This is a genomic window from Mesorhizobium sp. M8A.F.Ca.ET.202.01.1.1, assembly GCF_004791595.1.
Taxonomy (GTDB): Bacteria; Pseudomonadota; Alphaproteobacteria; order Rhizobiales; family Rhizobiaceae; genus Mesorhizobium.
Window position 1 is genome coordinate 96,298 of sequence record NZ_SRUN01000013.1, and the last position, 26,239, is coordinate 122,536.

Annotated in this window: 24 protein-coding genes; 20 read left to right on the top strand and 4 right to left on the bottom strand. The window is 64.1% G+C overall.

Annotated elements, in window-relative coordinates; all coding sequences use genetic code 11:
• Positions 1-216: 216 nt before the first annotated feature.
• From EN845_RS25650 to EN845_RS25690, 9 genes are all read left to right on the top strand, one after another.
• On the top strand, positions 217-1,236 hold the full coding sequence (locus EN845_RS25650; protein ID WP_127870720.1) for a cell wall hydrolase: 1,020 nt from the start codon (positions 217-219) through the stop codon (positions 1,234-1,236).
• A 90-nt stretch (positions 1,237-1,326) separates the two neighbouring features.
• Complete coding sequence (recR, locus tag EN845_RS25655) at positions 1,327-1,932, top strand: recombination mediator RecR (protein ID WP_127870721.1); 606 nt, start codon at positions 1,327-1,329, stop codon at positions 1,930-1,932.
• A gap of 25 nt (positions 1,933-1,957) precedes the next feature.
• The gene (locus EN845_RS25660) at positions 1,958-3,247 is read left to right on the top strand and encodes a lytic murein transglycosylase (RefSeq protein ID WP_245511802.1); all 1,290 of its coding nucleotides are present in this window, start codon (positions 1,958-1,960) and stop codon (positions 3,245-3,247) included.
• A gap of 261 nt (positions 3,248-3,508) precedes the next feature.
• Complete coding sequence (locus tag EN845_RS25665) at positions 3,509-5,152, top strand: ABC transporter substrate-binding protein (RefSeq protein ID WP_127870722.1); 1,644 nt, start codon at positions 3,509-3,511, stop codon at positions 5,150-5,152.
• 18 nt (positions 5,153-5,170) lie between these two features.
• Positions 5,171-6,232, top strand: a complete 1,062-nt coding sequence (locus EN845_RS25670) for an ABC transporter permease (RefSeq protein ID WP_127278745.1) — start codon at positions 5,171-5,173, stop codon at positions 6,230-6,232.
• A 196-nt stretch (positions 6,233-6,428) separates the two neighbouring features.
• Positions 6,429-7,355: a nickel transporter permease gene (nikC, locus tag EN845_RS25675; protein ID WP_127870723.1), complete on the top strand. Its 927-nt coding sequence runs from the start codon at positions 6,429-6,431 to the stop codon at positions 7,353-7,355.
• Positions 7,352-8,197 (top strand): ABC transporter ATP-binding protein, encoded by an 846-nt coding sequence (locus EN845_RS25680; protein WP_127278747.1) that lies wholly within the window; start codon positions 7,352-7,354, stop codon positions 8,195-8,197. The genes nikC and EN845_RS25680 overlap by 4 nt, the downstream gene beginning before the upstream one ends.
• Positions 8,194-8,943 (top strand): ABC transporter ATP-binding protein, encoded by a 750-nt coding sequence (locus EN845_RS25685; RefSeq protein WP_127870724.1) that lies wholly within the window; start codon positions 8,194-8,196, stop codon positions 8,941-8,943. Before EN845_RS25680 ends, EN845_RS25685 begins: the two co-directional genes overlap by 4 nt.
• Before the next feature lie 38 nt (positions 8,944-8,981).
• Positions 8,982-9,335, top strand: a complete 354-nt coding sequence (locus tag EN845_RS25690; RefSeq protein ID WP_127870725.1) for a hypothetical protein — start codon at positions 8,982-8,984, stop codon at positions 9,333-9,335.
• Here EN845_RS25690 and EN845_RS25695 read toward each other — a convergent pair.
• From EN845_RS25695 to EN845_RS25705, 3 genes are read right to left on the bottom strand one after another with little or no spacing between them, the layout of a single operon-like run.
• Positions 9,332-12,430, bottom strand: coding sequence for an efflux RND transporter permease subunit (locus tag EN845_RS25695; RefSeq protein ID WP_127870726.1), 3,099 nt, complete (start codon positions 12,428-12,430; stop codon positions 9,332-9,334). The two genes, EN845_RS25690 and EN845_RS25695, sit on opposite strands and share 4 nt — an antisense overlap.
• Positions 12,427-13,497 carry an efflux RND transporter periplasmic adaptor subunit gene (locus tag EN845_RS25700; protein ID WP_127870727.1) on the bottom strand — a complete coding sequence of 357 codons (1,071 nt, stop codon included), beginning with the start codon at positions 13,495-13,497 and terminating at the stop codon, positions 12,427-12,429. Before EN845_RS25700 ends, EN845_RS25695 begins: the two co-directional genes overlap by 4 nt.
• A complete protein-coding gene (locus EN845_RS25705) occupies positions 13,494-14,477 on the bottom strand; it encodes an efflux RND transporter periplasmic adaptor subunit (protein ID WP_245464421.1) in 984 nt (327 codons plus the stop codon). The genes EN845_RS25700 and EN845_RS25705 overlap by 4 nt, the downstream gene beginning before the upstream one ends.
• Here EN845_RS25705 and EN845_RS36170 point away from each other — a divergent pair.
• Positions 14,476-14,769: a hypothetical protein gene (locus tag EN845_RS36170; protein ID WP_245511803.1), complete on the top strand. Its 294-nt coding sequence runs from the start codon at positions 14,476-14,478 to the stop codon at positions 14,767-14,769. The two genes, EN845_RS25705 and EN845_RS36170, sit on opposite strands and share 2 nt — an antisense overlap.
• A gap of 104 nt (positions 14,770-14,873) precedes the next feature.
• Positions 14,874-16,151 carry a 4-aminobutyrate--2-oxoglutarate transaminase gene (locus EN845_RS25710; RefSeq protein WP_127870729.1) on the top strand — a complete coding sequence of 426 codons (1,278 nt, stop codon included), beginning with the start codon at positions 14,874-14,876 and terminating at the stop codon, positions 16,149-16,151.
• Positions 16,152-16,406: 255 nt separating this feature from the next.
• On the opposite strand, the gene EN845_RS25720 is transcribed toward EN845_RS25710, so the two are convergent.
• Positions 16,407-17,669 carry an FAD-dependent oxidoreductase gene (locus EN845_RS25720; protein ID WP_127870730.1) on the bottom strand — a complete coding sequence of 421 codons (1,263 nt, stop codon included), beginning with the start codon at positions 17,667-17,669 and terminating at the stop codon, positions 16,407-16,409.
• Positions 17,670-18,099: 430 nt separating this feature from the next.
• Here EN845_RS25720 and EN845_RS25725 point away from each other — a divergent pair, with 430 nt between their 5' ends.
• The 9 genes from EN845_RS25725 (at position 18,100) to EN845_RS25765 (ending at position 26,200) form a co-directional block, all read left to right on the top strand.
• Positions 18,100-19,389, top strand: coding sequence for an imelysin family protein (locus EN845_RS25725; RefSeq protein ID WP_127870731.1), 1,290 nt, complete (start codon positions 18,100-18,102; stop codon positions 19,387-19,389).
• Positions 19,390-19,445: 56 nt separating this feature from the next.
• A complete protein-coding gene (locus tag EN845_RS25730) occupies positions 19,446-19,757 on the top strand; it encodes a (2Fe-2S)-binding protein (protein ID WP_127279217.1) in 312 nt (103 codons plus the stop codon).
• Positions 19,723-20,208, top strand: coding sequence for a bacterioferritin (bfr, locus tag EN845_RS25735; protein WP_127870732.1), 486 nt, complete (start codon positions 19,723-19,725; stop codon positions 20,206-20,208). Before EN845_RS25730 ends, bfr begins: the two co-directional genes overlap by 35 nt.
• A gap of 12 nt (positions 20,209-20,220) precedes the next feature.
• The gene (locus EN845_RS25740) at positions 20,221-21,822 is read left to right on the top strand and encodes a di-heme oxidoredictase family protein (protein ID WP_127870733.1); all 1,602 of its coding nucleotides are present in this window, start codon (positions 20,221-20,223) and stop codon (positions 21,820-21,822) included.
• Entirely contained in the window at positions 21,822-22,901 is a 1,080-nt protein-coding gene (locus EN845_RS25745) for an imelysin family protein (RefSeq protein WP_127870734.1), read from the top strand. The genes EN845_RS25740 and EN845_RS25745 overlap by 1 nt, the downstream gene beginning before the upstream one ends.
• A gap of 2 nt (positions 22,902-22,903) precedes the next feature.
• The gene (locus tag EN845_RS25750) at positions 22,904-24,010 is read left to right on the top strand and encodes a DUF1513 domain-containing protein (protein ID WP_127280628.1); all 1,107 of its coding nucleotides are present in this window, start codon (positions 22,904-22,906) and stop codon (positions 24,008-24,010) included.
• Between the two features lie 108 nt (positions 24,011-24,118).
• Entirely contained in the window at positions 24,119-24,796 is a 678-nt protein-coding gene (tsaB, locus tag EN845_RS25755) for a tRNA (adenosine(37)-N6)-threonylcarbamoyltransferase complex dimerization subunit type 1 TsaB (RefSeq protein WP_127870735.1), read from the top strand.
• A gap of 82 nt (positions 24,797-24,878) precedes the next feature.
• Positions 24,879-25,373, top strand: a complete 495-nt coding sequence (gene rimI, locus EN845_RS25760; protein ID WP_127870736.1) for a ribosomal protein S18-alanine N-acetyltransferase — start codon at positions 24,879-24,881, stop codon at positions 25,371-25,373.
• A 26-nt stretch (positions 25,374-25,399) separates the two neighbouring features.
• A complete protein-coding gene (locus EN845_RS25765; RefSeq protein ID WP_127870737.1) occupies positions 25,400-26,200 on the top strand; it encodes a 1-acyl-sn-glycerol-3-phosphate acyltransferase in 801 nt (266 codons plus the stop codon).
• Positions 26,201-26,239 lie beyond the last annotated feature (39 nt).

The window sequence follows — 26,239 nt, forward strand, 5'->3', positions numbered from 1 at the left end:
AAAGGCGCATAGCGTTTCCCCAAGGGAATTGCGGCGAAACGAAGAGAGAGCGGTCATCATCTGTGTGAAACGACGGCTCGATTTATCTGGAAAGCCTCAATTTGTGTCAATTCGGCAACAGTCTGCCGTTAATAACGTTTTGGCCATCATTTTGCCCGAAAGTGTCTCATTCTTGCCGCAGCCTGGGGGCGGGCATTGAAGTGAGAGGGTTACCTGTTGATCGCCACGCGATGGAAGACGCCGCTGTTGCTCGGCGTCGTCACGTCTCCCCTTTTCTTGGCCGCTTGCAGCCAGACCACCTCGCACGGCATGTCGGTTGCCAGCCTGACCGACGCCATCACGCCGAGTTTCCTGAGTTCGCGCGCCTACAGTCACACGCCGAAGGACAGGGAATGCCTCGAACGGGCGATGTTCTTCGAATCCAACCGGTCGAGCCGCGATGGCATGATCGCCGTCGGCACGGTGGTGATGAACCGGCTGCGCTCGGGCAACCACGGCAGCACCATCTGCCAAGTGGTGGGTGAACCCGGGCAGTTCGCGCCGGGCGTCATGACCAGGCCGATGAATTCGCGCGCAATGCCCGATGTCGAGGAGGCCGCCGACGCCGTGCTCAAGGGCGAGCGCAAGGCCAAGCTCAAGAACACGATGTATTTCCACACCGCCGGTCTGCGCTTCCCCTACAAGAACATGCACTACACCATGGTTGCCGGCGGCAATGCCTTCTACGAAAAGCGCGGCCGCAACTGGCAGCCGCTGCCGGATGAACCGACGGTTGCCATTGCCTCGGCCGAGCAGCCAGCCGCCTTGCCAGGCGTGCCTGCGGTGCGCGTCGCTTCCGCCGAGCCCGTACCTGCGGCCAAGACATCCGCTCGCACCGCTCCAGCCCAGCAGGTCTACATGACCGCCGCGGCGGAGCCGACACGCCCCGGCAAGACGGCAACCGCCCGCACCGCTGCGGCCCAGGAGACCTATGTCACTGCGTCCGCGGCGCCGACGGCCAAGTCCGCACGCGTCTCGGCGAAGCCGACACTGGTCGCCATGCAGGAGCCGATGGAGGAGCCGGATGTCGCTCGTTTCGGCGGAACCTTGACCGGCGGAACCTCGAACAAGAGGGTGATCTCCTCGGTTGAGGGCGAGCCGCAGGAAGCGTCGATGGGGTTCCAGTCGACGCCTGAAAACACCGACGCGATCGGCGCGATGATCGTCAGCCAGGGCCGCCCGCTCGAAACCAACTGATGCGTGTCGCAAACCCGCAATGGCAGGATGGCGGGACATTCGCGGACGCCGGATGTTTCAAAGCGCTCTGAAAAATCCTAGATCAGGGCGATGTCCAAGCGAATCGCCGGTCCCGAGATCGAACGCCTGATCCAACTCCTGGCCAAGGTGCCGGGGCTTGGCCCCCGTTCGGCCAGGCGCGCGGCACTGCACCTGATCAAGAAGAAGGAACAGTTGCTGTCGCCGCTCGCCGCCGCCATGGGCGAGGTCGCCGACAAGGTGCGCATCTGCTCCACCTGTGGCAATGTCGACACCTCGGATCCTTGCATGATCTGTACCGATCCACGCCGCGATGCCGCCACCTTGATCGTCGTCGAGGACGTCTCGGATCTCTGGGCACTGGAGCGGGCGGCGGCGATGAATGTGCGTTACCACGTGCTTGGCGGCACGCTGTCGCCGCTCGACGGCATCGGCCCCGATCAGCTCAACATCCGCTCGCTGATCGACCGCATAGCTGGCGGCGAGGTCAAGGAACTCATCCTCGCGGTCAACGCGACGGTCGAGGGCCAGACCACCGCGCACTACCTCACCGATCAGCTCTCCGGCTTCGAGGTCAAGATAACGCGGCTGGCGCACGGCGTACCGGTCGGCGGTGAACTCGACTATCTCGACGAAGGCACGCTGGCCGCGGCGCTGCGCTCGCGAACGGCGTTTTGACACGATTGCGGGGAGGATGCGCACGATGATTGTCACGCATCTTTCGAAGCTGGTGCTGCACGCCACGGAGCGTTGCTTTCGCAAGATCTGTTTTGTGTTCTTGCTGGTGACCCTGTCCGCGTTGCTCTTCGCCGCCCCCGCCTCCGCAGCCAAGATCGACGACCAGTTCAGCGCCTGGCTCCAAACCGATCTCTGGCCCGACGCCAAGGCGAAAGGCATTTCCAAAAACACGTTCGACGCCGCGTTCAACGGCATCAAGCCCAATGTCAATCTCCCCGACCTCGTCATGCCAGGCGAGAAGCCGAAGACGCCGCAGAAGCAGCACCAGGCCGAGTTCGGTTCGCCCGGCGCCTATTTTGCCGAGAAGACGGTTCGTGCGGTGACATCGGGCGGACGCACCCGCGAGGCCGCCAATGCCCGCACGCTCGCCGCGATCGAAAAGCGCTATGGCGTGCCCGGCGAAATCCTTCTGGCGATCTGGGGCCGCGAGACCGGCTTCGGCGCGGCGAAGATGCCCTACGACGCCTTCGAGGTGCTGGGCACCAAGGCGTTCATGTCGACGAAAAAGGATTTCTTCCGCACCGAACTGCTGGCGGCGCTGGAAATCGTCCAGCGCGGGCTGGCCCCGGTCGGCGCGATGAAATCGTCCTGGGCCGGGGCGCTCGGCCAGCCGCAATTCATGCCGACCTCTTTCCTCGAGCATGCGGTCGATTTCGACGGCGACGGCCGAGTCGACATCTGGAATTCGAGGCCCGACGTGCTGGCCTCGATCGCCAATTATCTTGTCCATTATGGCTGGGTGAGGGGACGCGGCTGGGGTTTCGAGGTGATCGTACCTGAGAGCGTCTCCTGTTCGCTGGAGGGCCCGGACCAGGGCAAAAAGATCTCGCAATGGGCCGCCATGGGCATTGAGCGCGTCGGCGGTAAAGCCTTCCCGGCGAGCGAGCTGAAGGCGGAAGGTTTCCTGCTGATGCCGGCCGGGCGCAGCGGCCCAGCCTTCATCGCGACTCCCAATTTCTACGTGCTGAAACAATACAACACCAGCGACCTCTACGCGCTGTTCATCGGCCATGGCGCCGACCGCATCGCCCATGGCGATCAGAATTTTTCCGGTAGCTGGGGTCCGGTCGGCGATCTCCACCGCTCCGACATCGCCGCCTTGCAAGGGGCACTGGAAGCCAAGGGCTATGATGTTGGCAGCGCCGACGGCCTGCCCGGCTTCAAGACCCGCCGCTCGATCGGCAGATGGCAGGAAAAGAATGGTCAGGCCGCCACCTGTTTTCCCGATGCCGGCCTGGTCGCCGCGCTGAAATAGCATCGAATTTTAGCAGATTTTTCCCGATCCCCGGCATCATTTGGCCGGCGCATGCGTCGACACGCCGCTGTGTATTCTGATCCACTGAGGCCGTCTCGCAAATCCTCGTTGCCGGGCTGGGAGTCGCCGGATAAGGTGTTGACCAACTGGACAAAAACCACGACGGTAGCGAGTCAAGGGCTTTCATTGGAGCCCTGAAAGAACACCGCAACCCTGAGCCGGGAACTCAGGTCAACAAACACAAAACAGGGAACAATCATCATGATGATGGAAAAGCTTGCTCTACGATCCCGCATCTTGCTGGCGGGCGCCGCCATGTCGGCGCTGCTTCTGGCCGGAGCGCCGGCTGGCGCGGTCACCCCCGCCGACACGCTTGTCGAAGGTTTTGCCATCGACGACATCATCTCGATGGATCCGGGCGAGGCGTTCGAGCTGTCGACCGCCGAGGTCACCGGCAACACCTATGATCTTCTTGTCCGCCTCGACCTCAGCGACACCTCCAAGGTCAAGCCCGATCTCGCCCCAAGCTGGACCGTCTCCGACGATGGCCTGACCTATACGTTCAAGCTCAAGCCGGGCCTGAAATTCGCCTCAGGCAACCCGATCACCGCCGCCGACGTCGCCTGGTCGTTCGAGCGCGCCGTCAAGCTGGACAAGAGCCCCGCCTTCATCATCGGCCAGTTCGGCATTAGCGGCGACAACGTCACCGAAAAGGCCAAGGCGGTCGACGACACCACCTTTCAGTTCACCGTCGACAAGGCCTATGCGCCAAGTTTCGTGTTGAACTGCCTGTCGGCCACCGTTGCCTCCGTTGTCGACGCCAAGCTGGTCAAGGAACATGTCGCGGCGATCACGCCGAGCGCCGACTACAAATGGGACAACGACTTCGGCAACGCCTGGCTGAAGACAGGCTATGCCGGCTCGGGCGCCTTCAAGCTGCGCGAATGGCGTGCCAACGAGGCCGTCGTCCTGGAACGCAACGACAATTACTACGGCGAAAAGGCCAAGCTCGCCCGCGTCATCTACCGCAACATGAAGGAAAGCTCGGCGCAACGCCTGGCGCTCGAAGCCGGCGATATCGACGTTGCCCGCAACCTCGAACCGAACGACCTCGACGCCATCGCCAAGAACGCCGACCTCACCTCGACCAGCGCGCCCAAGGGCACCGTCTACTACATCAGCCTCAACCAGAAGAACCCGAACCTCGCCAAACCCGAGGTGCGTCAGGCCTTCAAATATCTGGTCGACTATGATGCGCTGGGTTCGACCATCCTCAAGGGCATCGGCGAGATCCACCAGACCTTCCTGCCCAAGGGCGTGCTGGGCGAACTCGACGAAAACCCCTTCAAGCTCGACGTCGCCAAGGCCAAGGAATTGCTGGCCAAGGCTGGCTTGGCGGACGGCTTCAGCGTCACCATGGACGTGCGCACCGGCCAGCCGACCACCGGCATGGCGGAATCCATCCAGCAGACGCTCGGACAGGCCGGCATCAAGCTGGAGATCATCCCTGGCGACGGCAAGCAGACGCTGACCAAATACCGCGCCCGCAACCACGACATCTATATCGGCAATTGGGGCCAGGATTATTTCGATCCGAACTCCAACGCGCAAACCTTTGCCTCGAACCCGGACAATTCGGATGCCGGCAAGTCCCACACGCTCGCCTGGCGCAACAGCTGGGACATTCCGGATCTGACCAAGCAAACGGAAGCAGCCCTGCTCGAGAAGGACTCGGGCAAGCGCGCCGATATGTACAAGGATCTCGAGAAGAAGATTCTCGACACCAGCCCGTTCGTCATCATCCACCAGCAGCTGGAAGTTGCCGGTCTGCGCAAGAACCTCAAGGGCTTCGCGCTCGGTCCGAGCTTCGACACCAACTTCGTCGGGCCGGTCTCCAAGGAATAGTGTTCGCGGACACGCCGCATGAGCACGATTGAAAACGAAAGCGGGCGCGGCAGCGCCCGCGCCGTCGCCCTTGCATCATCGCTTGGCCGCTTCCTGGTCATTGCGGTGACGACCTATCTCGGTCTTCTCGCGGTCACTTTCTTCATTGGCCGCGTCATCCCGATCGACCCGGTGCTGGCCGTGCTCGGCGACCGGGCACCCGCCAATGTCGTGGAGCGAACGCGCCGCGAGATGGGCCTCGACCTGCCGTTGATCGAGCAGTTCTACATCTATGTGAAACATGCGCTGAGCGGCGATTTCGGCATCTCCGTGCTGACCACCAATCCCGTCATGACCGACATCCGCCGCGCTCTTCCCGCAACGACGGAACTGGCGACATTGGGGACACTGATCGGCGCGCTGTTCGGTGTGCCGCTCGGAGTGCTGGCCGCGGTCAAACGCGGTAGCCTCGTCGATCAGATTGTGCGCATCATCGGCCTGATCGGCTATTCCGTGCCCATCTTCTGGCTGGGCCTGCTGGCCCTGGTGCTGTTCTACGCCAAGCTGCAATGGGTGGCCTTCCCGGCTCGGCTCGACGTCGTCTACGAATACACTTTCACGCCGGTCACCGGCTTCTACCTTCTCGACTCCGCGATGCAGGGGCAGTGGGATGTCTTTTACGACGCCTTCCGTCACATCATCCTGCCGGCCTCGCTGCTCGGCTATTTCTCGCTCGCCTATATCAGCCGCATGACACGCTCGTTCATGCTCAATGAACTCGCCCAGGAATATGTCGTCGCCGCGCGCGCCAAGGGCCTGTCGGAAACCCGCATCATCTGGGGTCATGCGCTGCGCAATGCCGCCGTGCCGATGGTGACCGTGATCGCGTTGTCCTATGCCGGGCTGCTCGAGGGCTCGGTGCTGACCGAGACCGTCTTCTCCTGGCCGGGCATCGGCCTCTACATCACCAACTCGCTGCAGAACGCAGACATGAACGCCGTGCTCGGCGGCACCATCGTCATCGGCTCGGTGTTCATCGGCATCAATCTCCTGTCCGATCTTCTCTACCGCGTGCTCGACCCGAGGACGAAGACCGGATGAGCAGAGGTATCGCGCTTTCGGGCTTGGCTGCGGCAAATCACCCCCACTCCGGCCCTTCGGGCCACCTCTCCCCCTGTCCGGGGGAGAGGAAAAGGCGGCCGCACGCCTGGCGCCTTTCCTCTCCTCCGTCGACCGGGGGCGAGATGGTCTGCGAAGCAGACCGGAGTGGGGGTCGACGGCTTCAAGAGGCATCGTCATGACCGTCTCCGACGCCCGCCCCTTCTCCCGTCGCGAATGGTTGTTGTCGGAGCGGCCGGCATCGCGCATGCAGGCAAGGCTCGGTCGCGCCTATGTCGCCTGGCGGCGCTTTTCCGCCAATCGTTTGGCCTTTGTCGGCCTGCTGATCATCATCGCTCTGCTGCTCGTCGCCGCCCTTGCCGGTGTGCTGGCGCCGTATTCGCCGACCTTCGGCGACCTGAAGAACGCGCGTCTGCTGGCGCCGAGTGCCCAGCACTGGTTCGGCACCGACGATCTCGGCCGCGACATCTATTCGCGCATCCTCTACGGTTCGCGTTGGACGCTTTATGTCGTCGTCCTGGTCGCCATCATCGCCGCACCCATCGGGCTCCTGGTCGGCACCGTCGCCGGCTATGCCGGCGGCTGGACCGACGCGATCCTGATGCGCGTCACCGATATCTTCCTTGCCTTCCCCAAACTGGTGCTGGCGCTGGCCTTCGTCGCCGCCCTTGGCCCCGGCATCGAGAACGCCGTGCTGGCGATCGCCATCACCTCCTGGCCGCCCTATGCCCGCATCGCGCGTGCCGAGACGCTCACCGTGCGCAACTCGGACTACATCAAGGCGGTGCAACTGATGGGCGCCTCTCCCTTCCGCATCGTGTTGCGCCACATCATGCCGCTATGCATCTCCTCGCTGATCATCCGCGTGACGCTCGACATGGCCGGCATCATCCTGACGGCCGCGGGCCTCGGCTTCCTCGGCCTTGGCGCGCAGCCGCCGCTGCCGGAATGGGGCACCATGATCGCTTCGGGCCGGCGCTTCATCCTCGACCAATGGTGGGTGGCCGGTGCGCCGGGCTTCGCAATCCTGATCGTCAGCCTCGGCTTCAACCTGCTCGGCGACGGCCTGCGCGACGCGCTCGATCCTCGGAGTGGCGACCAATGAACGGCCGAACTGGGACCCTGCTTGAGGTGGATGACCTGCGGGTCACCTTTCCGACCCGCACGGGCATGGTCGAGGCGGTGCGCGGCGTTTCCTTTTCGCTTGGCCGGGAACGCCTCGGCATCGTCGGCGAGTCCGGGTCGGGCAAGTCGCAAACGGGCCGCGCCATCATGGGCCTGACGCCGCCGCAGGCCCGGATATCGGCCAATAAATTGACCTTCGACGGCATCGACCTGCTCGGCATCTCGCCACGCCAACGCCGCGCGTTGCGGGGCAACCGCATCGCCATGATCCTGCAGGATCCGAAATATTCGCTCGACCCGGTGATGAGCATCGGCCGCCAGATCGTCGAGACGCTGCGCACGCACGAAAAGGTCGGCAAGGCCGAGGCGCGCGAGCGTGCGCTGGCCATGCTCGAGGCGGTGCAGATCCGCGATCCCAAACGCGTCTTCGACCTTCACCCGCACGAAGTGTCGGGCGGCATGGGCCAGCGCGCCATGATCGCCATGATGCTGATCGCCGGGCCGGAAATGATGATCGCCGACGAGCCGACCTCGGCGCTCGACGTCACCGTGCAGCTCGATGTGCTCGGTATCCTCGACCGGCTGGTCGCGGAGCGGGGCATGGGACTGGTCTTCATCTCGCACGATCTGCGCCTGGTTTCCTCCTTCTGCGACCGCGTCATCGTCATGTATGCCGGCAAGGTGGTCGAACAACTCAAGGCCTCGGAACTCAGCCAGGCCCAGCATCCCTACACGCGCGGCCTGCTCAACTGCATGCCCAAGATCGGCGCCGACCGTCACCCGCTGCCTGTGCTCGACCGCAAGCCGGAGTGGGCGGCATGACATCAGCGATTGCCGTCGACACGCTGGAGGTGATCTTCGACCGCTTTCGCGCGCTGAAGGGCGTCAGCCTTGATGTACAGCCGGGTGAATCCTTCGGCCTGGTCGGTGAATCCGGTTCCGGGAAATCGACATTGCTGCGAGCCATCGCCGGTCTCGCGCCGGTCGCCTCGGGCAGCATCGCCGTCAACGGCAAGACGCTCGGCGCGCGCCGCGATAAGGCCTTTTACCGCGAAGTGCAGATGGTCTTCCAGGATCCGTATGGGTCGCTGCACCCGCGCCAGACGGTCGACCGCCTGCTGCAGGAGCCGCTCGCCATCCACGGCTTTGCCGACGGCGAAAAGCGTATCGAGCGCGCGCTCGACGAGGTCGGCCTCGGCAACGGTTTTCGCTTCCGTTACGCGCACCAGCTCTCGGGCGGCCAGCGCCAGCGTGTCGCGATCGCCCGCGCGCTGATCCTCGAGCCCTCGATCCTGCTGCTAGACGAGCCGACCTCGGCGCTCGACGCCTCCGTGCAGGCGGAAGTGCTCAACCTGCTGGAGGAAGTCCGGCGGCGGCGCAAGCTGACCTTCCTGATGGTCAGCCACGACCTCGCCATCATCACCCATATGTGCGAGCGGCTGATGGTGATGCAGGGCGGCGAGGCAGTGGAAAATCTGGTGGCGAACGATCTGGTCGAGCGCCGTGTGACCAAGGATTATACGCGCAACCTGCTGCGAGCCAGCGACGGGTTTGTAAGAACCGCCTGAATTCGCTCTTCCTGTGCACAGACCAACCGGGCAATTCCATGGGGGAATGGAAGTTTGCAGATCCACCCAATGTCGCGGTGCTATCGGACAAGAGTATATTCAAATCTGACGATTGGATCGCATACGTCGTGCATGAAGCTGACGACGACGACATCTACAACGAAGAAGGTGGCAGCTGGCAGTTTCACAGCAGCGACACTCGAGATCGGAACGAACGTGAGATAATGCTCGTCGGCCTGCAGGAGGTGGTTCGGCGCGATGAAAGCATCCTCGCCTTGGTCGATTTGCCGGAAGGCTGGCATGCCTGGCGCAGTTCGAAATCATCGCCGTGGCAGCGAGCCAAATCGCGCCCCTCGCCCTCAACGATAACGAGTGATACTGCAGGATCTTAAGTCGAACCTTGCGCCAGTTCGCCGTTCTCCGGAACGGATGGGTTGTCCCCTTGCTTCGGCTCCTTGATCCGGAACCACGTCACATAAAGCGCGGGCAGGAACAGCAGCGTGATCGCCGTACCAGCGATGATGCCGCCCATCATGGCATAGGCCATCGGCCCCCAGAACACTTCGCGCGCGATCGGGATCAGCGCCAGGCTGGCGGCGGCGGCGGTCAGCGCGATCGGCCGCATGCGATGCTCCGTCGCCTCGATGACGGCGGCCCAGCGATCCTTGCCTTCAGCGACAAGATCCTCGATCTGCACGATCAGGATGACCGAGTTGCGGATCAGGATGCCGATCAGCGCCAGCACCCCGAGGATGGCGACGAAGCCGAGCGGCGCGCCACTCGGCACCAGCGCCGCCACCACACCGATCAGTCCGAGCGGCGCGACCGCCACGACCAGGAACAGGCGCTGGAAGCTCTGCAACTGCACCATCAGGATGGTCGCCATCACGAACAGCATCAGCGGCACGACGGCGGCGATCGGCCCCTGGCTCTTGGCGCTTTCCTCGACGGAGCCGGCGGTCTCGACCGAATAGCCGGGCGGCAGCTTGGCGATGAAGGCGTCGACCGACGGTTTCAGCTCGTTGACGACGGTCGCCGGCAGCACGTCGCCAACCAGGCCGGCGCGCACGGTGATGGTCGGGATGCGGTCGCGCCGCCACACCGTCGGCTGCTCCAGATCGTAGCGGAAGTTGGCAACCGCCGCGAGCGGGATCGCGTCGCCATTGCCCGTCGGCAGCTGGATGTTCTGCAGCGTCTTGATCGAGCCACGCTCTGCCCCGCGCGAACGTGCCACGACATCGATCAGGTAGGTCGCGTCACGCACCTGCGTGATGGTCGCGCCGCCCACCGTGCTGTTCAGCGTGCTGGCGATGTCGGAGGAGGTGATGCCGAGCTGTCGCGCCTTGTCCTGCAGCACATCGACCCTCAGCACGCGCTGCGGTTCGTTCCAGTCGAAAGTGGGAGCGGCAAGCCTCGGATTGGCCGAGATGACGCCGGCGAATTGCTGCGCCAGTTCCCGCACCGTCTGGATATCAGGGCCGCCGACGCGGTACTGTACAGGCCTCCCGACGGGTGGCCCAAGCTCGAGAGGCTTGACGAAGGCGTCGGTGCCGACAAACTCCGCGCGCAGCAGCTTCTCCAGAGCTGGCTTCACCCGGTTGCGCGCCTCGATGCTCTTGGTGACGATCACCGTCTGGCCGAAATAGGGATTGGCCGGCTGCACGTCATAGGCCAGCACGAAGCGCACCGCGCCCTGGCCGATATAGGAGGAGAAGTGGTCGATGTCGGGATTGCCGACCAGCGCCCGCTGTTCGAAGCGCTCCATCTGGTCGCGCGTCTCGGTGATCGACGAGTTCTGCGGCAGGTTCCAGTCGACGATCAGCTCCGGCCGGTCGGAAGGCGGGAAGAACTGTTGCTGGACGAGCCCGAAGCCGGCGATCGAGCCAGCGAACAGCAGCACGGTCACGATGATCGTCAGCCAGTGATGGCGCACCGAGCCGACAAGCACGCGCCGGAACAGCGACGTGAACCGCCCTGGCTGGTCGTGATGCTTCTCCTTCATCGTCGCCGGCAGGATGGTGACGCCAAGCAGCGGCGCGAACAGCACCGCCACGATCCATGACACCAGCAGCGACACCGCGATGACGACGAACAGCGTGAAGGTGTATTCGCCTGCCGCGCTCGAGTTGAGGCCGATCGGGATGAAGCCGGCGACCGTCACTAGCGTGCCGGTCAGCATTGGAAAGGCGGTCGAGGTGTAGACATAGGTCGCCGCCTTGCGCAGGGTGTCGCCTATCTCCAGCCGCGCCACCATCATTTCGACCGCGATCATCGCGTCGTCGACCAGCAGCCCGAGCGCGATGATCAGCGCGCCGAGTGAAATGCGCTGCAGCGATATGCCGAGATACTCCATGACGGTGAAGGTGATGGCCAGCACCAGCGGGATCGACAGCGCGACGACGAAACCGGCGCGCATTCCGAGGCTGATGAAGGAGACGGCAAGCACGATCGCCACCGCCTCGAACAGCGCACGCGTGAAGCCTGAGACGGCCTCCTCGACGATGACGGGCTGGTCGGCGACCAGATGCACGCCGACGCCGACCGGAAGGTCGGCCAGCACCTTGTTCATCTCCTCATGCAGCGCCTCGCCGAATTTGAGCAGATTGGCGTTGGGCTTCATGCCGATGGCAAGCCCGATCGCGTCCTGGCCGTTGAAGCGGAACAGCGCCGTCGGCGGGTCGGCATAACCGCGCGTGATCGTCGCCACGTCGCTCAGCCGGAAGAACCGGTCGTTGACGCGCAGATTGATGGCGCGCAGGCTCTCCTCGGAGGCGAACTGGCCGCCGACGCGCACGCTGATGCGCTCCGGCCCGGACTGGATGACGCCGGACGGCGTGATCGCGTTCTGCGCTTGCAGGCTGGCCACGATTTGCTGCTGGTTGAGGCCAAGCGCGGCGATCTGGCGGGTCGAGAATTCGAGATAGATCGCCTCGTCCTGCGCGCCGACCAGATCGACCTTGCCGGCATTGGGCACGGTCAGGATCTTGGTTCGCACATCCTCCACATAGTCGCGCAATTGGCGTGGCGTCAGCCCGTCGGCGGTGAAGGCATAGATGTTGCCGTAGACGTCACCGAAGCGGTCGTTGAAGAACGGTCCCTGCACGCCTTGCGGAAACTGCGCCTTGATGTCGTTGACCATGTTGCGCACCTGAAGCCAGTTCGGCGCGACGTCGCGCGCCTTGGTGGTGTCCTTCAGGTTGACGAAGATGACAGTCTGGCCGGCTGTCGTCACCGACTTGGTGTAGTCGAGGCTGTCGAGTTCCTCGAGCTTTTTCTCGATGCGATCGGTCACCTGCTGTACGGTCTCCTTGACCGAGGCGCCCGGCCAGTTGGCCTGGATGATCATCGTCTTGATGGTGAAGTTGGGATCTTCCTCGCGGCCGAGATTGAGGTAGGAGAAGATGCCGGCCACCACGAAGACCAGCATGAAATACCAGACCAGCGAGCGGTGGTTGAGCGCCCAGTCGGACAGGTTGAAGCCCTTCATGAGGCCCCTCCCTCGAGCACTTTCACTTTCTGGCCGTCGACGAGGCTGTGAACGCCGGCGGTGACGACGCGCATGCCGGCGTCCAGTCCATCCGCCACGGTAAAGGTGCCGCCATTCTTCGACGCGACCTTGATGTCGTGCGCGCTCACGCTCGACGTCTTTGGATCGACGATCCACACTTTTTCGGAGCCGTTCTTTTCTAGCAGCGCCGAAATGGGCAGTTCGATCGTCGGCACGACCTTGGTCATCCGGGTCGCCGTCACCGTCGAGCCGAGCCTGAAGGCTTGCGGCGGATCGGTGAGCGTCAGCTTGACGCGCCGTGTGCGGGTCGAGCCCTCGGATTGGGGGGCGATCTCGCGCAGCTTGGCCTCGGTCTGGATCGTCGGCAGCGACTGCAGGATGACCTGGAACGGCGTGCCGGCCGAAAGATCGCCGGTCAACCGGTCGGGAATGTCGACCACTGCCTCGCGCAGGTCCGAACGCGCCACGGTGACGATGGTCTGCCCGGGCGAAACCGTCTGGCCAACTTCGGCGCCGACGGCGGTGACGACGCCGTCGAAATCAGAAAACAGCCTGGCATAACCGAGCTGCTCCTGCGATTTCGCCAGCGAAGCCTTGGCCCGCTCGACACTGGCTTCCGCGGCTTTGCGTGCCTGCTGCGCTGCGTCGAAGACCGACTGCGGCGTATTGGCGGAGGTCAGCAACTGGCGCTGGCGTTCCTCGCTGGCGGCGGCATTGGCGAATTGCGCCTCGGCATTGGAGAGTTCGGCCTTGGCCGCCTGGACGGCCAGCTCCAGCGCGGTCGGGTCGAGGGCCGCGATCGTCGTGCCCTTGCTGACGATATCGCCGACCTTGACGTCGCGCGAGACGACGCGGCCGAGCAGGCGGAAGGCAAGATCGGCGCTGACCTGTGGCTCGACCGAGCCGGCGAAACCGAAAGTCTGCGTGGTGCGCGGCTCGACCACGACCGACAGCACCGGTCGGACGATTTGCGGCGGTTTTTCGTCCGATTTCGAACAGGCGGAAAGCGCGGCAAGGCCAAGCAGGACGGGTAGCAGCCGCTTCATTGCCCTGCTCCCGATATCTCGACCGTCTGGCCGGGGCTGAGCAATTGCCCGCCTGATGTAACGACGCTCTGGCCTTCGTTCAGGCCCTCGGCGATGACGACGGTACCCGAATCGAACGCCAGCACCTCGACCGGCGCCGCCGTCACCGCCTTGGTCGCGGGATCGACGATCCAGACCGCCGGCTTACCAGCGCTCGATGTCAAGGCCTGCCAGGGCAACAGGATCGCCTTCGCCGGCTTGGCGCCGACCGAGCCGATGACGGCCGCCCCCAGCGGCATCCCGGCCGGCGTGTCGGGAATGGCGACCTTGACCCTGATCGAGCCCGAAGCCGGGTCGACCGCCGGCGAGATTTCGCGCACCTTGCCCGTCGCGCGGACCTGCGGGTCGGACAACAGCGTGATCGTTACCGCCGGTGAAGCCGGCGTTTTGGCGACCAGCGTCTCCTGCACGTTGAACACCGCGTCGCGGTCGCCGTCCTCGGCGACGGTGAAGACGGTCTGCGCCGCCTGCACCACCTGGCCGGTTTCGACCTGGCGTGCGGTAATAACGCCTGCCGCACCGGCCTTGAGTTCGGTGAAGGACAGATTCTGCTGGGCATTGGCGAATGCGCTCCGCGCGGCATCGACGCTGCCTTGCGCGACTTTCAGTGCCTGGTCGGCCGCGTCATAGTCGCGCCTGGTGGTGAAGCCCTGGGCAAGCAGCGTCCTTTGCCGTTCGAACGTGGCCGCGGCCTGTGTCAATTGTGCCTGCGCGGCATCGAGATCGGCCTGCGCGGAGCGCAAATCGGACTCCTGCTCCTGCGGATCGATACGCGCAAGCACCGTCCCCTGATCGACATGCTGGCCGACATCGACAAGCCGCTCCGCGACGCGTCCGCCAACCCGGAACGAAAGATTGTTCAACGTACGCGCCGCGATCACCCCGGTCAGCGAGGTTCTCGGCGCATAATCGGCCATCGCCACCGTTTCGGTGCGCACCATGACCGGCAGCTTCTTGTCCGCCGCCTCCTGCTTCTGGCAACCGGCGAGCAGCGCCAGGACCGTGCAGGCGAGAATTGAAGCGGCTGGACAAGACAAAAGGCTGGGAGTTTTGGCGGATGGCGGCGAGACGGACGATGGCGCGTTGCTGCTCATGGCTCCCCTCGGCCGCGCGCCGGTCGCTGATCGCGATCCCCTCGCGGATATCAGGAAGATAATCGATCCCGGAAAAAAGGAAACCGGTCTCGTACGTGTATCGCCGGACTGGTTAAGGCAGGCCCAATCGACCCTGTGATGGTGCCGGCTTGAGGAAAATCTGAAATAAGGTCAGAAGGGAATTCAACGGCATCAAACAGAACGGGCCCCATCTCGATGAGGGATGACCCGGTGAGGGATATCATGAAGAACTCCGCCATTTCCGAACGCAAGAATCAGTCGATCTCGCGCGGCGTCGGCATGACCACGCAAATCTACGCCGACCGGGCTGAAAACTCGGAGATCTGGGATGTCGAGGGCCGCCGCTATATCGACTTCTCCTCGGGCATCGCCGTCGTCAACACTGGCCATCGCCATCCCAGAGTGATCGAGGCGGTCAAGGCGCAGCTCGACCGTTTCACCCACACCTGCCACCAGGTCGTGCCCTATGAGAGCTATGTGCGGCTGGCCGAACGGTTGAACGCCATGCTGCCCGGCAAGTTCGAGAAGAAGACCATCTTCGTCACCACCGGCGCCGAGGCGGTGGAGAACGCCATCAAGATCGCTCGCAACGCCACCGGCCGCCAGGCCGTCATCGCCTTCGGCGGCGGCTTCCATGGCCGCACCTTCATGGGCATGGCGCTGACCGGCAAGGTCGTGCCCTACAAGGTTGGCTTCGGAGCCATGCCGGGCGACGTCTACCACGTGCCGTTCCCCGTGCAACTGCATGGTGTCTCGGTCGCCGATTCGCTTGCCGCGCTCGACAAGCTGTTCAAGGCGGATGTCGATCCGGCCCGCGTCGCCGCGATCATCATCGAGCCGGTTCAGGGCGAGGGCGGCTTCTACGACGCGCCGCGTGAACTGCTGACGGCGCTGCGCAAGCTCTGCGACCAGCACGGCATGCTGTTGATCGCCGACGAAGTGCAGACCGGCTTTGCCCGCACCGGCAAGATGTTCGCCATGGACCATCACGAGGTAGCCGCCGACATCACCACCATGGCCAAGAGCCTGGCTGGCGGCTTCCCGCTGTCGGCCGTCACTGGCCGCGCCGAGATCATGGACGCGCCCAGCCCCGGTGGACTGGGCGGCACCTATGGCGGCAGCCCGATCGGCGTCGCCGCCGCGCACGCCGTGCTCGATGTGATCGAGGACGAAAAGCTCTGCGATCGCGCCAACACGCTGGGTGCGCGGTTGAAGCAGCGTCTGCAGTCGATCCGTGACGACGTGCCCGAGATTGTCGACATCAGGGGTTTGGGCTTCATGAACGCGGTGGAGTTCAACGACGTCAAGAAGGGCCTGCCGTCGGCCGAGATCGCCAACGCGATCCGCCTGAAAGCGCTCGACAAGGGCCTGATCCTGCTGACCTGCGGCGTCTACGGCAACGTCATCCGCTTCCTGGCGCCGATCACCATCCAGGACGAGGTCATGAACGAAGCGCTCGACATTCTGGAAAGCTCGATCCGCGAGGTCTGCGCCGCCTGAACGGCGCTTACCTTCTCCCTGTCACTACACGGGGAGAAGGTGCCGGCAGGCGGATGAGGGGCGGCGCGGACGTCTGAATTGACTCCTGTCGCCAATACCGCCTCGTCTCGGCCAGCAGATTGTGCCTATTTGACCTGCGCTCGTTTTCGCAGTGCTTCGAAATAGCCATCATCAACCGAGGGACCCGGTTCGGATGACGCGCCCTCAAGGAGCAGATGCCGAAGCCGTCGACGGTCTTGATCGCGGCGGATCAACTCACCGAAATATTCGCTCGTCACGGGCTGGCTCCATGTTCTGGAATGTCGCCAGTGCCGCCTTCAGCCCGTCCGGGCCTGCGGCCACCATCTGCGGCGTTGGCGAAAAACCGGCACTGAGCATCTTGCGGCCAAGCATGTGGTCGCCGGGGCGGTTGACGGATTCGATGCCGAGCAGCCGGTCACCGGCATAGTGGTAGATCGAGAATTTGTTGTCGCGCAGGTCGCCGAGCACGACATGGCTGTCGCCGCCGGCGGTCAGGCCAACCATTTGCAGCTTCATGTCGCCAATGTCGGACCAGAACCATGGCACCGCTGAATAGGCGTCGGTGTGACCGGTAATTGTCCGGGCGGCGAGCCGCGCCTGGTCGGTGGCGTTCTGCACCGATTCCAGCCTGACATCGCCGCCGGTGAACCAGTGCCGATACGAGGCGGCGTCGCCGATGGCCAGAATCTCCGGCACCGAACTGCGCATCTGATGATCGACGCGGATGCCGTTGGCGACAGCAAGGCCCGCGGCTTGCGCCAGTTCGACATTCGGCACGGCGCCGATGCCGACCACGACCATGCGCGCCGGCAGCCTTTCGCCAGACGAGGTGATCGCGGCCGTGACCTTGCCGTTTTCGCCTTCGAGCCTTGAGATCGAGGTTCCGGTCAGGATGCGCACGCCGGTCGCTTCCAGCCTTTGCCGGACATGGCTCGCCACCACCGGCGCCACGGCGCGGCCGAGCAGCCGGTCGACTGCTTCGACAACCGTCACGGTGCGACCGGCCGCCCGCAGCGTCGCGGCGATTTCCAGCCCGATAAAGCCGCCGCCGAGAATGACGATATCTTCGCTCTCAGCGCTCAGCTCCCGGATCAGCCGCGCGTCGGCCAGCGAGCGCAGCGACACCACGCCCGACAGATCGGAGCCTGGCAGCGGCAGGGCGCGCGGGCGCGATCCGGTCGCCAGGATCAGATTGTCGAAGGCAAGTGCGCCGCCGCCGGCAATGTCGAGACCGTGGCGGCCGGCATCGATGCGCTCGATCCGGATCCCAGGCCGGTAGTCGATGGCGCTGCCGGTGTAGAAGGCCTCGCCCCGAAGCGGTTGAGGCTTGGCTTCGGCATCCTTGATGAAGGTCTTCGAGAGCGGCGGCTTGTGGTAGGGCAGTTCGTTCTCGTCGCCGACCAGGATCACCGGCCCATCATAGCCATCCTCGCGCAGACTGGCGGCCGCCTGCACGCCCGCATGACCCGCACCGACAATTACCACGCCGTTCTTCATCGCATTCCGATCCCGATCGATCCTAGGACGTCTCGCCAAGTGGCAATTGTCTGACGCCGCCGCAAGAGAGGGTTTGCGGGTCGCACCCGGGACGGCGACTGTCAATCGTACAGTTCGGCCGCAAAGCCGATGCAGCGGGCGCGTAAAGTTGACCATCGTAGTTTAGAATAATTCTAAACTATTGTTTCAATTGGCTTTTCCAGTAATTTTCATTGACTTCCATCGCACTCGAAGCTTTAAGGAAGCCGCGCATCGGCGCATCCCTTTGATGTCTGGGCCTTGAACCCGTTCGATTGGAGGCATTTTGGTGTCTTTTTTCCCTGAGCCGCGCGATCGCGCGGCATGTCTTGCGCCCAACGGCATGAATGTGGCCTGGCGCGGGTTGGCGCGTGCGCCGCTTAGAAAATTTCCGAGGAACTGGAGAGCGATAATGACAGCACGATATGGCGGCAGGCTGGCGGCGATCGGCGCCACGGCGCTGCTGACGGCAGCGGTGTTCGTGCTGCCTGCCAAGGCGGAAACCGATGCCAAGGCGGTCATCAAGACCTATGCCGACATCGGGCTTGCCAAATATGAGGATTCGCTGACCACGGCGCAGGCGCTCGACAAGGCGGTCGACGCGCTGCTTGCCAACCCGTCGGCGGAAACGCTCAATGCCGCCCGCGACGCCTGGAAGGCATCGCGCGTGCCCTACCAGCAGACCGAGGTCTACCGCTTCGGCAACAAGATCGTCGATGACTGGGAAGGTGAGGTGAATTCCTGGCCGCTGGACGAAGGCCTGATCGACTATGTCGCCAAGAGCTACGGCACCGAGTCGGACGCGAATTCGCTCTATACGGCCAATGTGATCGCCAACAAGGAGATCGAGATCAACGGCAAGCAGGTCGATGCCTCGAAGCTTTCGCCGGAATTCCTCTCCGGCACGCTGCAGCAGGCCGGCGGCGTCGAGGCCAACGTCGCCACCGGCTATCACGCCATCGAATTCCTGCTCTGGGGCCAGGACCTGCACGGCACCGGTCCGGGCGCCGGCGAGCGTCCCTATACGGATTACGACCTGAAGAACTGCACCGGAGGCAATTGCGACCGTCGCGCAGAGTACCTGAAGTCGGCGACTGGCCTTCTGGTCTCGGACCTCCAGAAGATGGTCAACGACTGGAAGGAAGACGGCGCGGCGCGCAAGAACCTTGTCGATGGCGAGCCGAACACCGCCATCTCGGTGATCTTCACCGGCATGGGCTCGCTCTCCTACGGCGAGCTGGCAGGCGAACGCATGAAGCTTGGCCTGTTGCTGCACGATCCGGAAGAGGAGCATGACTGCTTCTCCGACAACACCTACAACTCTCATCTCTATGATGCCGTCGGCATCCGCGCCGCCTATCTCGCCAGCTACACGCGCCTGGACGGCACCGTCGTTTCGGGTTCCTCGGTGCACGACATGGTGAAAGCGGCCGATCCGGCAATCGACAAGGAGCTGTCCGACAAGCTCGATGTCACCGTCGCCAAGATGGAAGCGATCAAGGCGCGAGCCGAGGCCGGCGAGGCCTACGACCAGCAGATCGCCGAGGGCAATACCGCGGGCAATGCCACCGTTCAGGCGGCAATCGACGCATTGATCGACCAGACCAAGTCGATCGAACGCGCCGTTGGCGTGCTGAAGCTCAATGCCATCGCCTTCGAAGGCTCCGACAGCCTCGACGCACCCGACAAGGTGTTCAAGTAAGCCTGCCATCCGCAGCCAAACGGCGCCGCACGGGCGCCGTCAGCCAGAGCGACGAAATGCTGATCTGCCATTGCAACATCATCACCGAAAAGGAGATCGAGCAGACGATCATCGGCCTGCTGGATCAGGATCCCTGGCAGCTCATCGTGCCGGCAAAGGTCTATCACGCCATGCACAAACGTGGCCGCTGTTGCGGCTGCTTCCCAAATGTGGTCGAAACGATCATTCGGGTCACCGAGAACTACCACGCCCGCTCGCAGGCGAGCGGCGTGGACATCGTTTCACATCTGGATCGCGTCAGAGGCCTGCGCGTCCAATACGGGAGCAGAGCCCATGAAAGGCGAACCACAGATCATCGAGCGGCTTAACGAGGCTCTTTTTCTGGAGCTCGGCGCCGTCAACCAGTATTGGGTGCATTTCCGTCTGCTCGAGGATTGGGGATACGCCAAGCTGGCCAAGAAGGAGCGGGCGGAATCGATCGAGGAGATGCACCACGCCGACAAGCTGGTCGCCCGCATCATCTTCCTTGAAGGCCACCCCAACCTGCAGTCCCTGGCGCCGCTGCGCATCGGCCAGAACGTCAAGGAAGTGCTCGAATCCGACCTTGCCGGTGAGTATGACGCGCGCACTGCTTACAAGCGCTCGCGCGAAATCTGCGAGGAAGCGGGCGACTACGTGACGATGAAACTGTTCGAGGAACTGCTGACCGATGAGGAAAGCCATATCGACTTCCTCGAGACGCAGCTCGACCTGCTGGCCTCGATCGGCGAGGAAAAATACGGCCAGCTCAACGCCGCATCGGCGGACGAGGCGGACTAAGGATATGCGGGAATGCGGCGCCTCTTAGACTTCCCGCGCCGCTTGCGGCGGGCAAAAGCCCCGCTGCCCCTCCGGAAAACACCAGCCATATCGGCTGGTCGGCGCGGCATCATTTTCATGCTGGCGCTGACATCCTCCGCCATCGCCGGCGACCTTCAACCCGCCGGCCTCGCCACTTCGCGCACCGACCTCAATGCCAAGGATCAGGCGCGCGTCACCGCCGTCAGCAGGCCGACCACGGATTTCTCCAAACCCGAGCCCTTCGAACTGATGCAAGGTGGCGCCGGCACCTCGCGGAAGGACGTCAGCCGTGATTCCTTCTCGCAATCGTCAGTCAACCTCACCTTCGAGGAAGAAGGCACCTTCAAGCTCGGCAACGCGCTTTTCCGCAAGAATTGGGTGTCGTCGCCATCCTCGACGCAGGCCTCGGACGGACTCGGGCCCCTGTTCAACGAACGGGCCTGCCAGAACTGCCATCTGAAGGATGGCCGTGGCCGGCCGCCACAAGGCGATGCCGGCACCACCTCGATGTTCCTGCGGCTGGCGCGCGACGCAAGCAGCGCGGAAGAGAAGGCGGCGCTTGCCGACCACAGGCTGCTCAATCTCCCGGACCCGGTCTATGGCACGCAGTTGCAGGAACTAGCCGTCCCTGGCCTCAAGGGCGAGGGCAGCATGCGTGTCGACTATCAGGAACGTAAGGTGGAGCTGACGGACGGCACCGTCATTTCCCTGCGCAAACCCACCTACGCGGTAGACGATCTTGGCTATGGGCCGCTCGATCCGCGCACCACGCTGTCGCCGCGCCTGACGCCGCCCATGATCGGCCTTGGCTTGATCGAACAGATCGCGCCGGCGGACATTCTGGCCCATGCCGACCCGGACGACAGGGACGGCGATGGCATCTCCGGCAAGCCGAACATCGTGCGTGATGGCCTGAGCGGTGAACTGACGCTTGGCCGCTTCGGCTGGAAGGCGCAGGCCGCGTCGATCCGCCGGCAGGCCGCGGACGCCTTTGCCGGCGACATCGGCATCTCGACACCCGAGGAGCCGAAACACTGGGGGGATTGCACCGCCGCGCAGGAGAAATGCCTCGCCATGCCCAACGGCGTGCAGGCGCGCCTCGGCTCGGCCGAGGCGCCGGCGCCGGTGATGGATCTCGTCACCTTCTATTCGCGGAACCTGGCGGTGCCGGCGCGGCGCGATCTCGCCTCGCCCGATGTGCTCGCCGGCAAGAAGGTCTTTTACGAAATCGGCTGCGTTGCCTGCCACACGCCGAAATTCGTCACCCGTCGCGATGCGCCCGACAGGGCGCAGGCGTTCCAGCTGATCTGGCCTTATTCCGATTTCCTGCTGCACGACATGGGGCCGGACCTTGCCGACGGCCAGGCCGTGGGCGAGGCGACAGGCAATGAGTGGCGCACCCCGCCGCTATGGGGGATCGGCCTCACCGAAACGGTCAACGGCAATTCCTTCTATCTGCACGACGGCCGTGCGCGGTCTTTGGTCGAGGCTATCCTGTGGCATGGTGGCGAGGCGCAAAAGGCGCGCGACCGCTTTGCCGCCGCAAACGCCACCGAGCGCGATGCGCTGGTCAAATTCCTGGAGTCACTGTGATGCTGAAGCGTTTCGCGCTGGTTCTCGTTCTTCCGCTGGTTCTACTGGCCGCATTGCCCGCATCGGCCGCGGTCAAAGCCTCGGACGTCGTCCAGCGCGCGATCGACGGTTTTGTCCGCCCGGCCTATGCCGATCTGCACCAGCATACGGAAGCCCTCGCCAAGGCGATGCACAAGCTCTGCGAGGCGCCCTCGCAAGGGGAGCTTGATGCGGCGCGCGCGGCGTTCTCGGCTACCGTCTATGCCTGGTCATCGGCCGAGATCATCGGTTTCGGGCCGATCAAGGAGAACAACAGGGCGGAGCGCATGCTGTTCTGGCCGGACCGCAAGAGCATCGGTCTGAAACAGGTGCAGGCGGCGCTGTCGGGCAAGGATCCCACCGCCACCGATCCTGCGCAGCTTGCCGACAAGAGCGTTGCCATGCAGGGGCTCGGCGCGCTGGAATTCGTGCTTTACGGCGACGGCGCCGATGCCTTGACGGGCAAGGACGAACCCTATCGCTGCGCTTATGGCGCGTCCGTTGCCGGCAACATCGAAACCATCGCCGCCGATGTCAGCGCGGCCTGGAGCAAACCGGACGGCTTCGCGGCACTCTGGGCCAATCCGGGGCCACGGAATGCGCTCTATCGCGATGGCAACGAAACGGTCACCGAACTGGTCGGCGTCTTCATCAACGAGCTGGAAATGGTCCGGGATGTCCGCCTCAAAGGCTTTCTGGGCGCTACGCCCGACGCCGACAAGCCAAAACAGGCGATCTACTGGCGTTCGCAAAACACCGGCAATGCGCTGGCTGGAAATCTGGCCGGCATCGATGCGCTGTTTCAGGTGTCGAAGCTTGGCGACGCGCTGCCGCCGGATGCGCGTTGGATGGCGGAATCGATCCACATCCAGCTGGTCAACGGCGTTGCGGCTGCCAAGGCCGTCCAAGGCCCGATCGACAGGGCGCTCGCCGATCCGGCGCTGCGCGAAAAACTCGAGCATCTCGTCCTGATCACCTCCAGCCTGTCGACCCTGATCGGCACCAGGCTGACCGCCGAATTCGGCCTGACCGCCGGCTTCTCGTCGCTGGATGGGGACTGAGCATGAAGAGATTGCTCATCGATCGCCGCGATTTCCTCAGGGCCGCCGGCATCGGCTTTGCCGCCGCGGTGACGCCCTCAGCCTGGGCAACCACGCTTGCTGCGGATGCCGTCTTTGCCACCGCCTTCGTCAAGCGCGATGGCAGTTTTGGCGCCGCCGTCCTGTCCGAGGCCGGCAAGGTGCTGCATGCGATCGACCTGCCCGATCGCGGCCACGACGTCACCTTCGATCCCGCATCGAGGCGTTCGGTGGTTTTCGCCCGCCAGCCCGGCACCTTCGCCGTCGTGTTCGATCACACCGGGCGCGACGCTCCGCTGACCATCGCCAGCATCGCCGGCCGGCATTTCTTCGGCCATGGCGTGTTCTCGCCCGACGGCGCGTTGCTCTACGCCACCGAGAACGATTTCGACAACGCGGCCGGCGTGGTCGGCGTCTATGACGCGCGGGCGAAATTCAATCGCATCGGCGAATTCCCCACCTACGGCATGGGTCCGCACGAACTTCTGCTCTTGGGCGACGGCAGGACGATCGCGGTCGCCAATGGCGGCATCGAGACCCATCCCGACTATGGCCGCGCCGAGCTCAACATCGCCACCATGAAACCGTCCTATGTGCTGGTCGACCGCGTCACCGGGGATCTCATCGAAAAACATGAATTGCCGGCTGCTTTGCACCAGCTGTCGATCCGCCACATGGATGCAGACCGGTCCGGCACCGTCTGGTTCGGTTGCCAGTACCGGGGGCCGGGCACCGATCGTCCGTTGCTGGTCGGCCGCGCCGCGCGTGGCAAGGATCTGGCTTTGCTCGACATGCCGCAGACTTTGCTATCCGGCTTCCGCAACTATATCGGCTCGGTCGCCGCCAATCCTGTTGCCGGTACCGTTGCCGTATCCTCGCCGGAGGGCAATTCGCTGGTCGTCATCGATGCGGGCAGGGGCGGGGTCGTCTCCTCCAATACGCTGGTCGAGGTCTGCGGCGTGGCCCCTGACGGGGCCGGGTTCATGGCCACAACGGGCGCCGGCGAGATCATCGAGGACAGTGGTGCCACGCGGTCGGAACCGGACTATGTCTGGGACAATCACATGCTGCGAATAGAGCAGGCGGCATAAGCTCTTCTGCCAGCCCAAACCGAAGCCGCTTAACAAATTGTGCACTATACCCTTGCGGTTGCGCGCTATGGCGGGCACAGGGAATTGTTTCTAGCAACCGGTCGTTTCATGAAGGTCCTTGCCATCGACTGTGCCGCCAGCCTGTGCGCCGCCTGCGTCTACGACGCGGCGGTCGGGCAGGAACTCGGCCGTTCGGTGCTTGATCTGGGCAAAGGCCATGCCGAGCACCTGATGGCCGTCATCGCAGGAGCGCTGAAGGCAGGCGCGACTGACTACGCCGGCCTTGGCGGCATTGCCGTCTCGGTCGGCCCCGGTTCCTTCACCGGCCTGCGTGTCGGCTTGTCGACCGCGCGCGGCCTGGCGCTGGCGCTCCAGGTGCCGGCAACCGGGGTAACGACGCTCGAAGCGCTGGCCGCCGAGGCGGCGACCGCATTTCCAGGCCGTGCCGTGCTGGCGGCGCTCGATGCCGGACGGGAGGAAATCCATGCCGCTCTCTACGATGAAATGTCAGTTTTGACTTACGGTCCGGCGGCGGCCACGCTTGCGAATGCGGCGGCCATGGCGTCGGAACGTTCCGCGGTGCTTGCCGGCACGGCCGCGACGCTGATCGCTGAAGCGGCCGGCCGACCCTTCGACATCGGGCCTCGGACGGCCACCGCCGACATTCTCACCTACGCCCGGCTTGCTGTCGCGAAGGGGCAGGGCGAAAGGCCGAAACCGCTTTATCTGCGCGGCGCCGATGCCAAGCCGCAGGCCGGGTTTATACTTTCGAGGCAAAGACCATGATCCCGAAAAGTGGAAGCCGGTTTTCGCGGACAAACGGCCCCGTTTGTCCAGAGATCATGGTCAGACGAGAAAACGAGAGTTAATGCGCATACCTTTTCTCCAATCGCGTCGCCGGGACTACGCGCTCGAGCCGCTCAGGATCACCGACAGCCCCGCTATATCGGTACTGCACCGCGAGGATTTTGTCCGCCCATGGACCGACGGTGAGTTCGCCGCCTTGCTCGAACAGGACACCGTGTTCGGTTATGCCGCCCGCGAAACCGGGCAGGGCGCCAAGCCGCCTGTTGGCTTCGTCCTCGCTCGGCTGGCCGCTGGCGAAGGCGAAATCCTGACCGTCGCGGTGGCGCGGTCGCATCGCCGCCAGGGATTGGGCTGGCAGTTGATGGACGCCGTGCTGCGCGAACTGCATTCGCAACGCGCCGAGGCCCTGTTCCTCGAGGTCGACGAGACCAATGCCGCCGCGATCGCCCTCTATCGTCGGCTGGGTTTTCGGGAAGTCGGCAAGCGCCCGGATTACTACAAGTCGCCCGATCGCGGGCCGACCGGCGCGCTTGTCATGCGCCGCGATCTTCGCTAGCGAGGGATCGGGTAGGGCCAGGACAGATGATCGGAAAAATCAGGATTTTCCTGGCGCTGGGCCTCGTCGTCGCCGGGTCGCTGGTTCTCGTGCCGCTGCAGATCCTGTCGATGAAAACCGGCTGGTGGCCGGAAACCGTCATCCTCAAGATCTGGCATAGGCTGATCATCCGGGCGCTCGGCATGCGTATTCATGTCAAGGGGACGCTCTCCGACAAACGCCCCTTGCTGGTTGCCTCCAACCACATCTCCTGGACCGACATCATGGTGCTGGGCTCTTTTGCCGATGTGAAATTCATCGCCCGGGCCGACATGGAAGGCTGGCCGCTGATCGGCATGCTGTCGAAGCTGCAGCGCACCGTCTTCATCGAGCGTGAGCGCAAGCGCTCCTCGGGCGACCAGGCCAGCGAGATCGCCAGCCGCATGGCCAAGGGCGACGCCATGGTGCTGTTCGCGGAGGGGTCGACCGGTGACGGCAATATCGTCCTGCCCTTCAAGAGCACGCTGTTCGGCGCCGCCTCGATGGCGATCTCGGAAGGGGCCGCGCAGGAAGTGTTCATCCAGCCGGTGGCGATCGTCTACACGCGCCTGCACGGCGTGCCGCTTGGCCGCCGCCACCGCCCGATCGCGGCCTGGATCGGCGACGAGGACCTGATGCCGCATCTCAAGGTGCTGATGGCCGAGGGCGCGCTCGACGTCGAGGTGCATTTCGGCGAACCGATCGCCTTTGCCAAGGGCTCAAACCGCAAGGAAACGGCCAAGCTGATGGAAGGCCAGGTGCGCGAGATGATGCAGGCGGCGCTCGCCGATCCCCTCCCGAGCCGTTAGCCGCCGGCAGGCGCCAGCCGGCGCATGCCGAGAATCGTC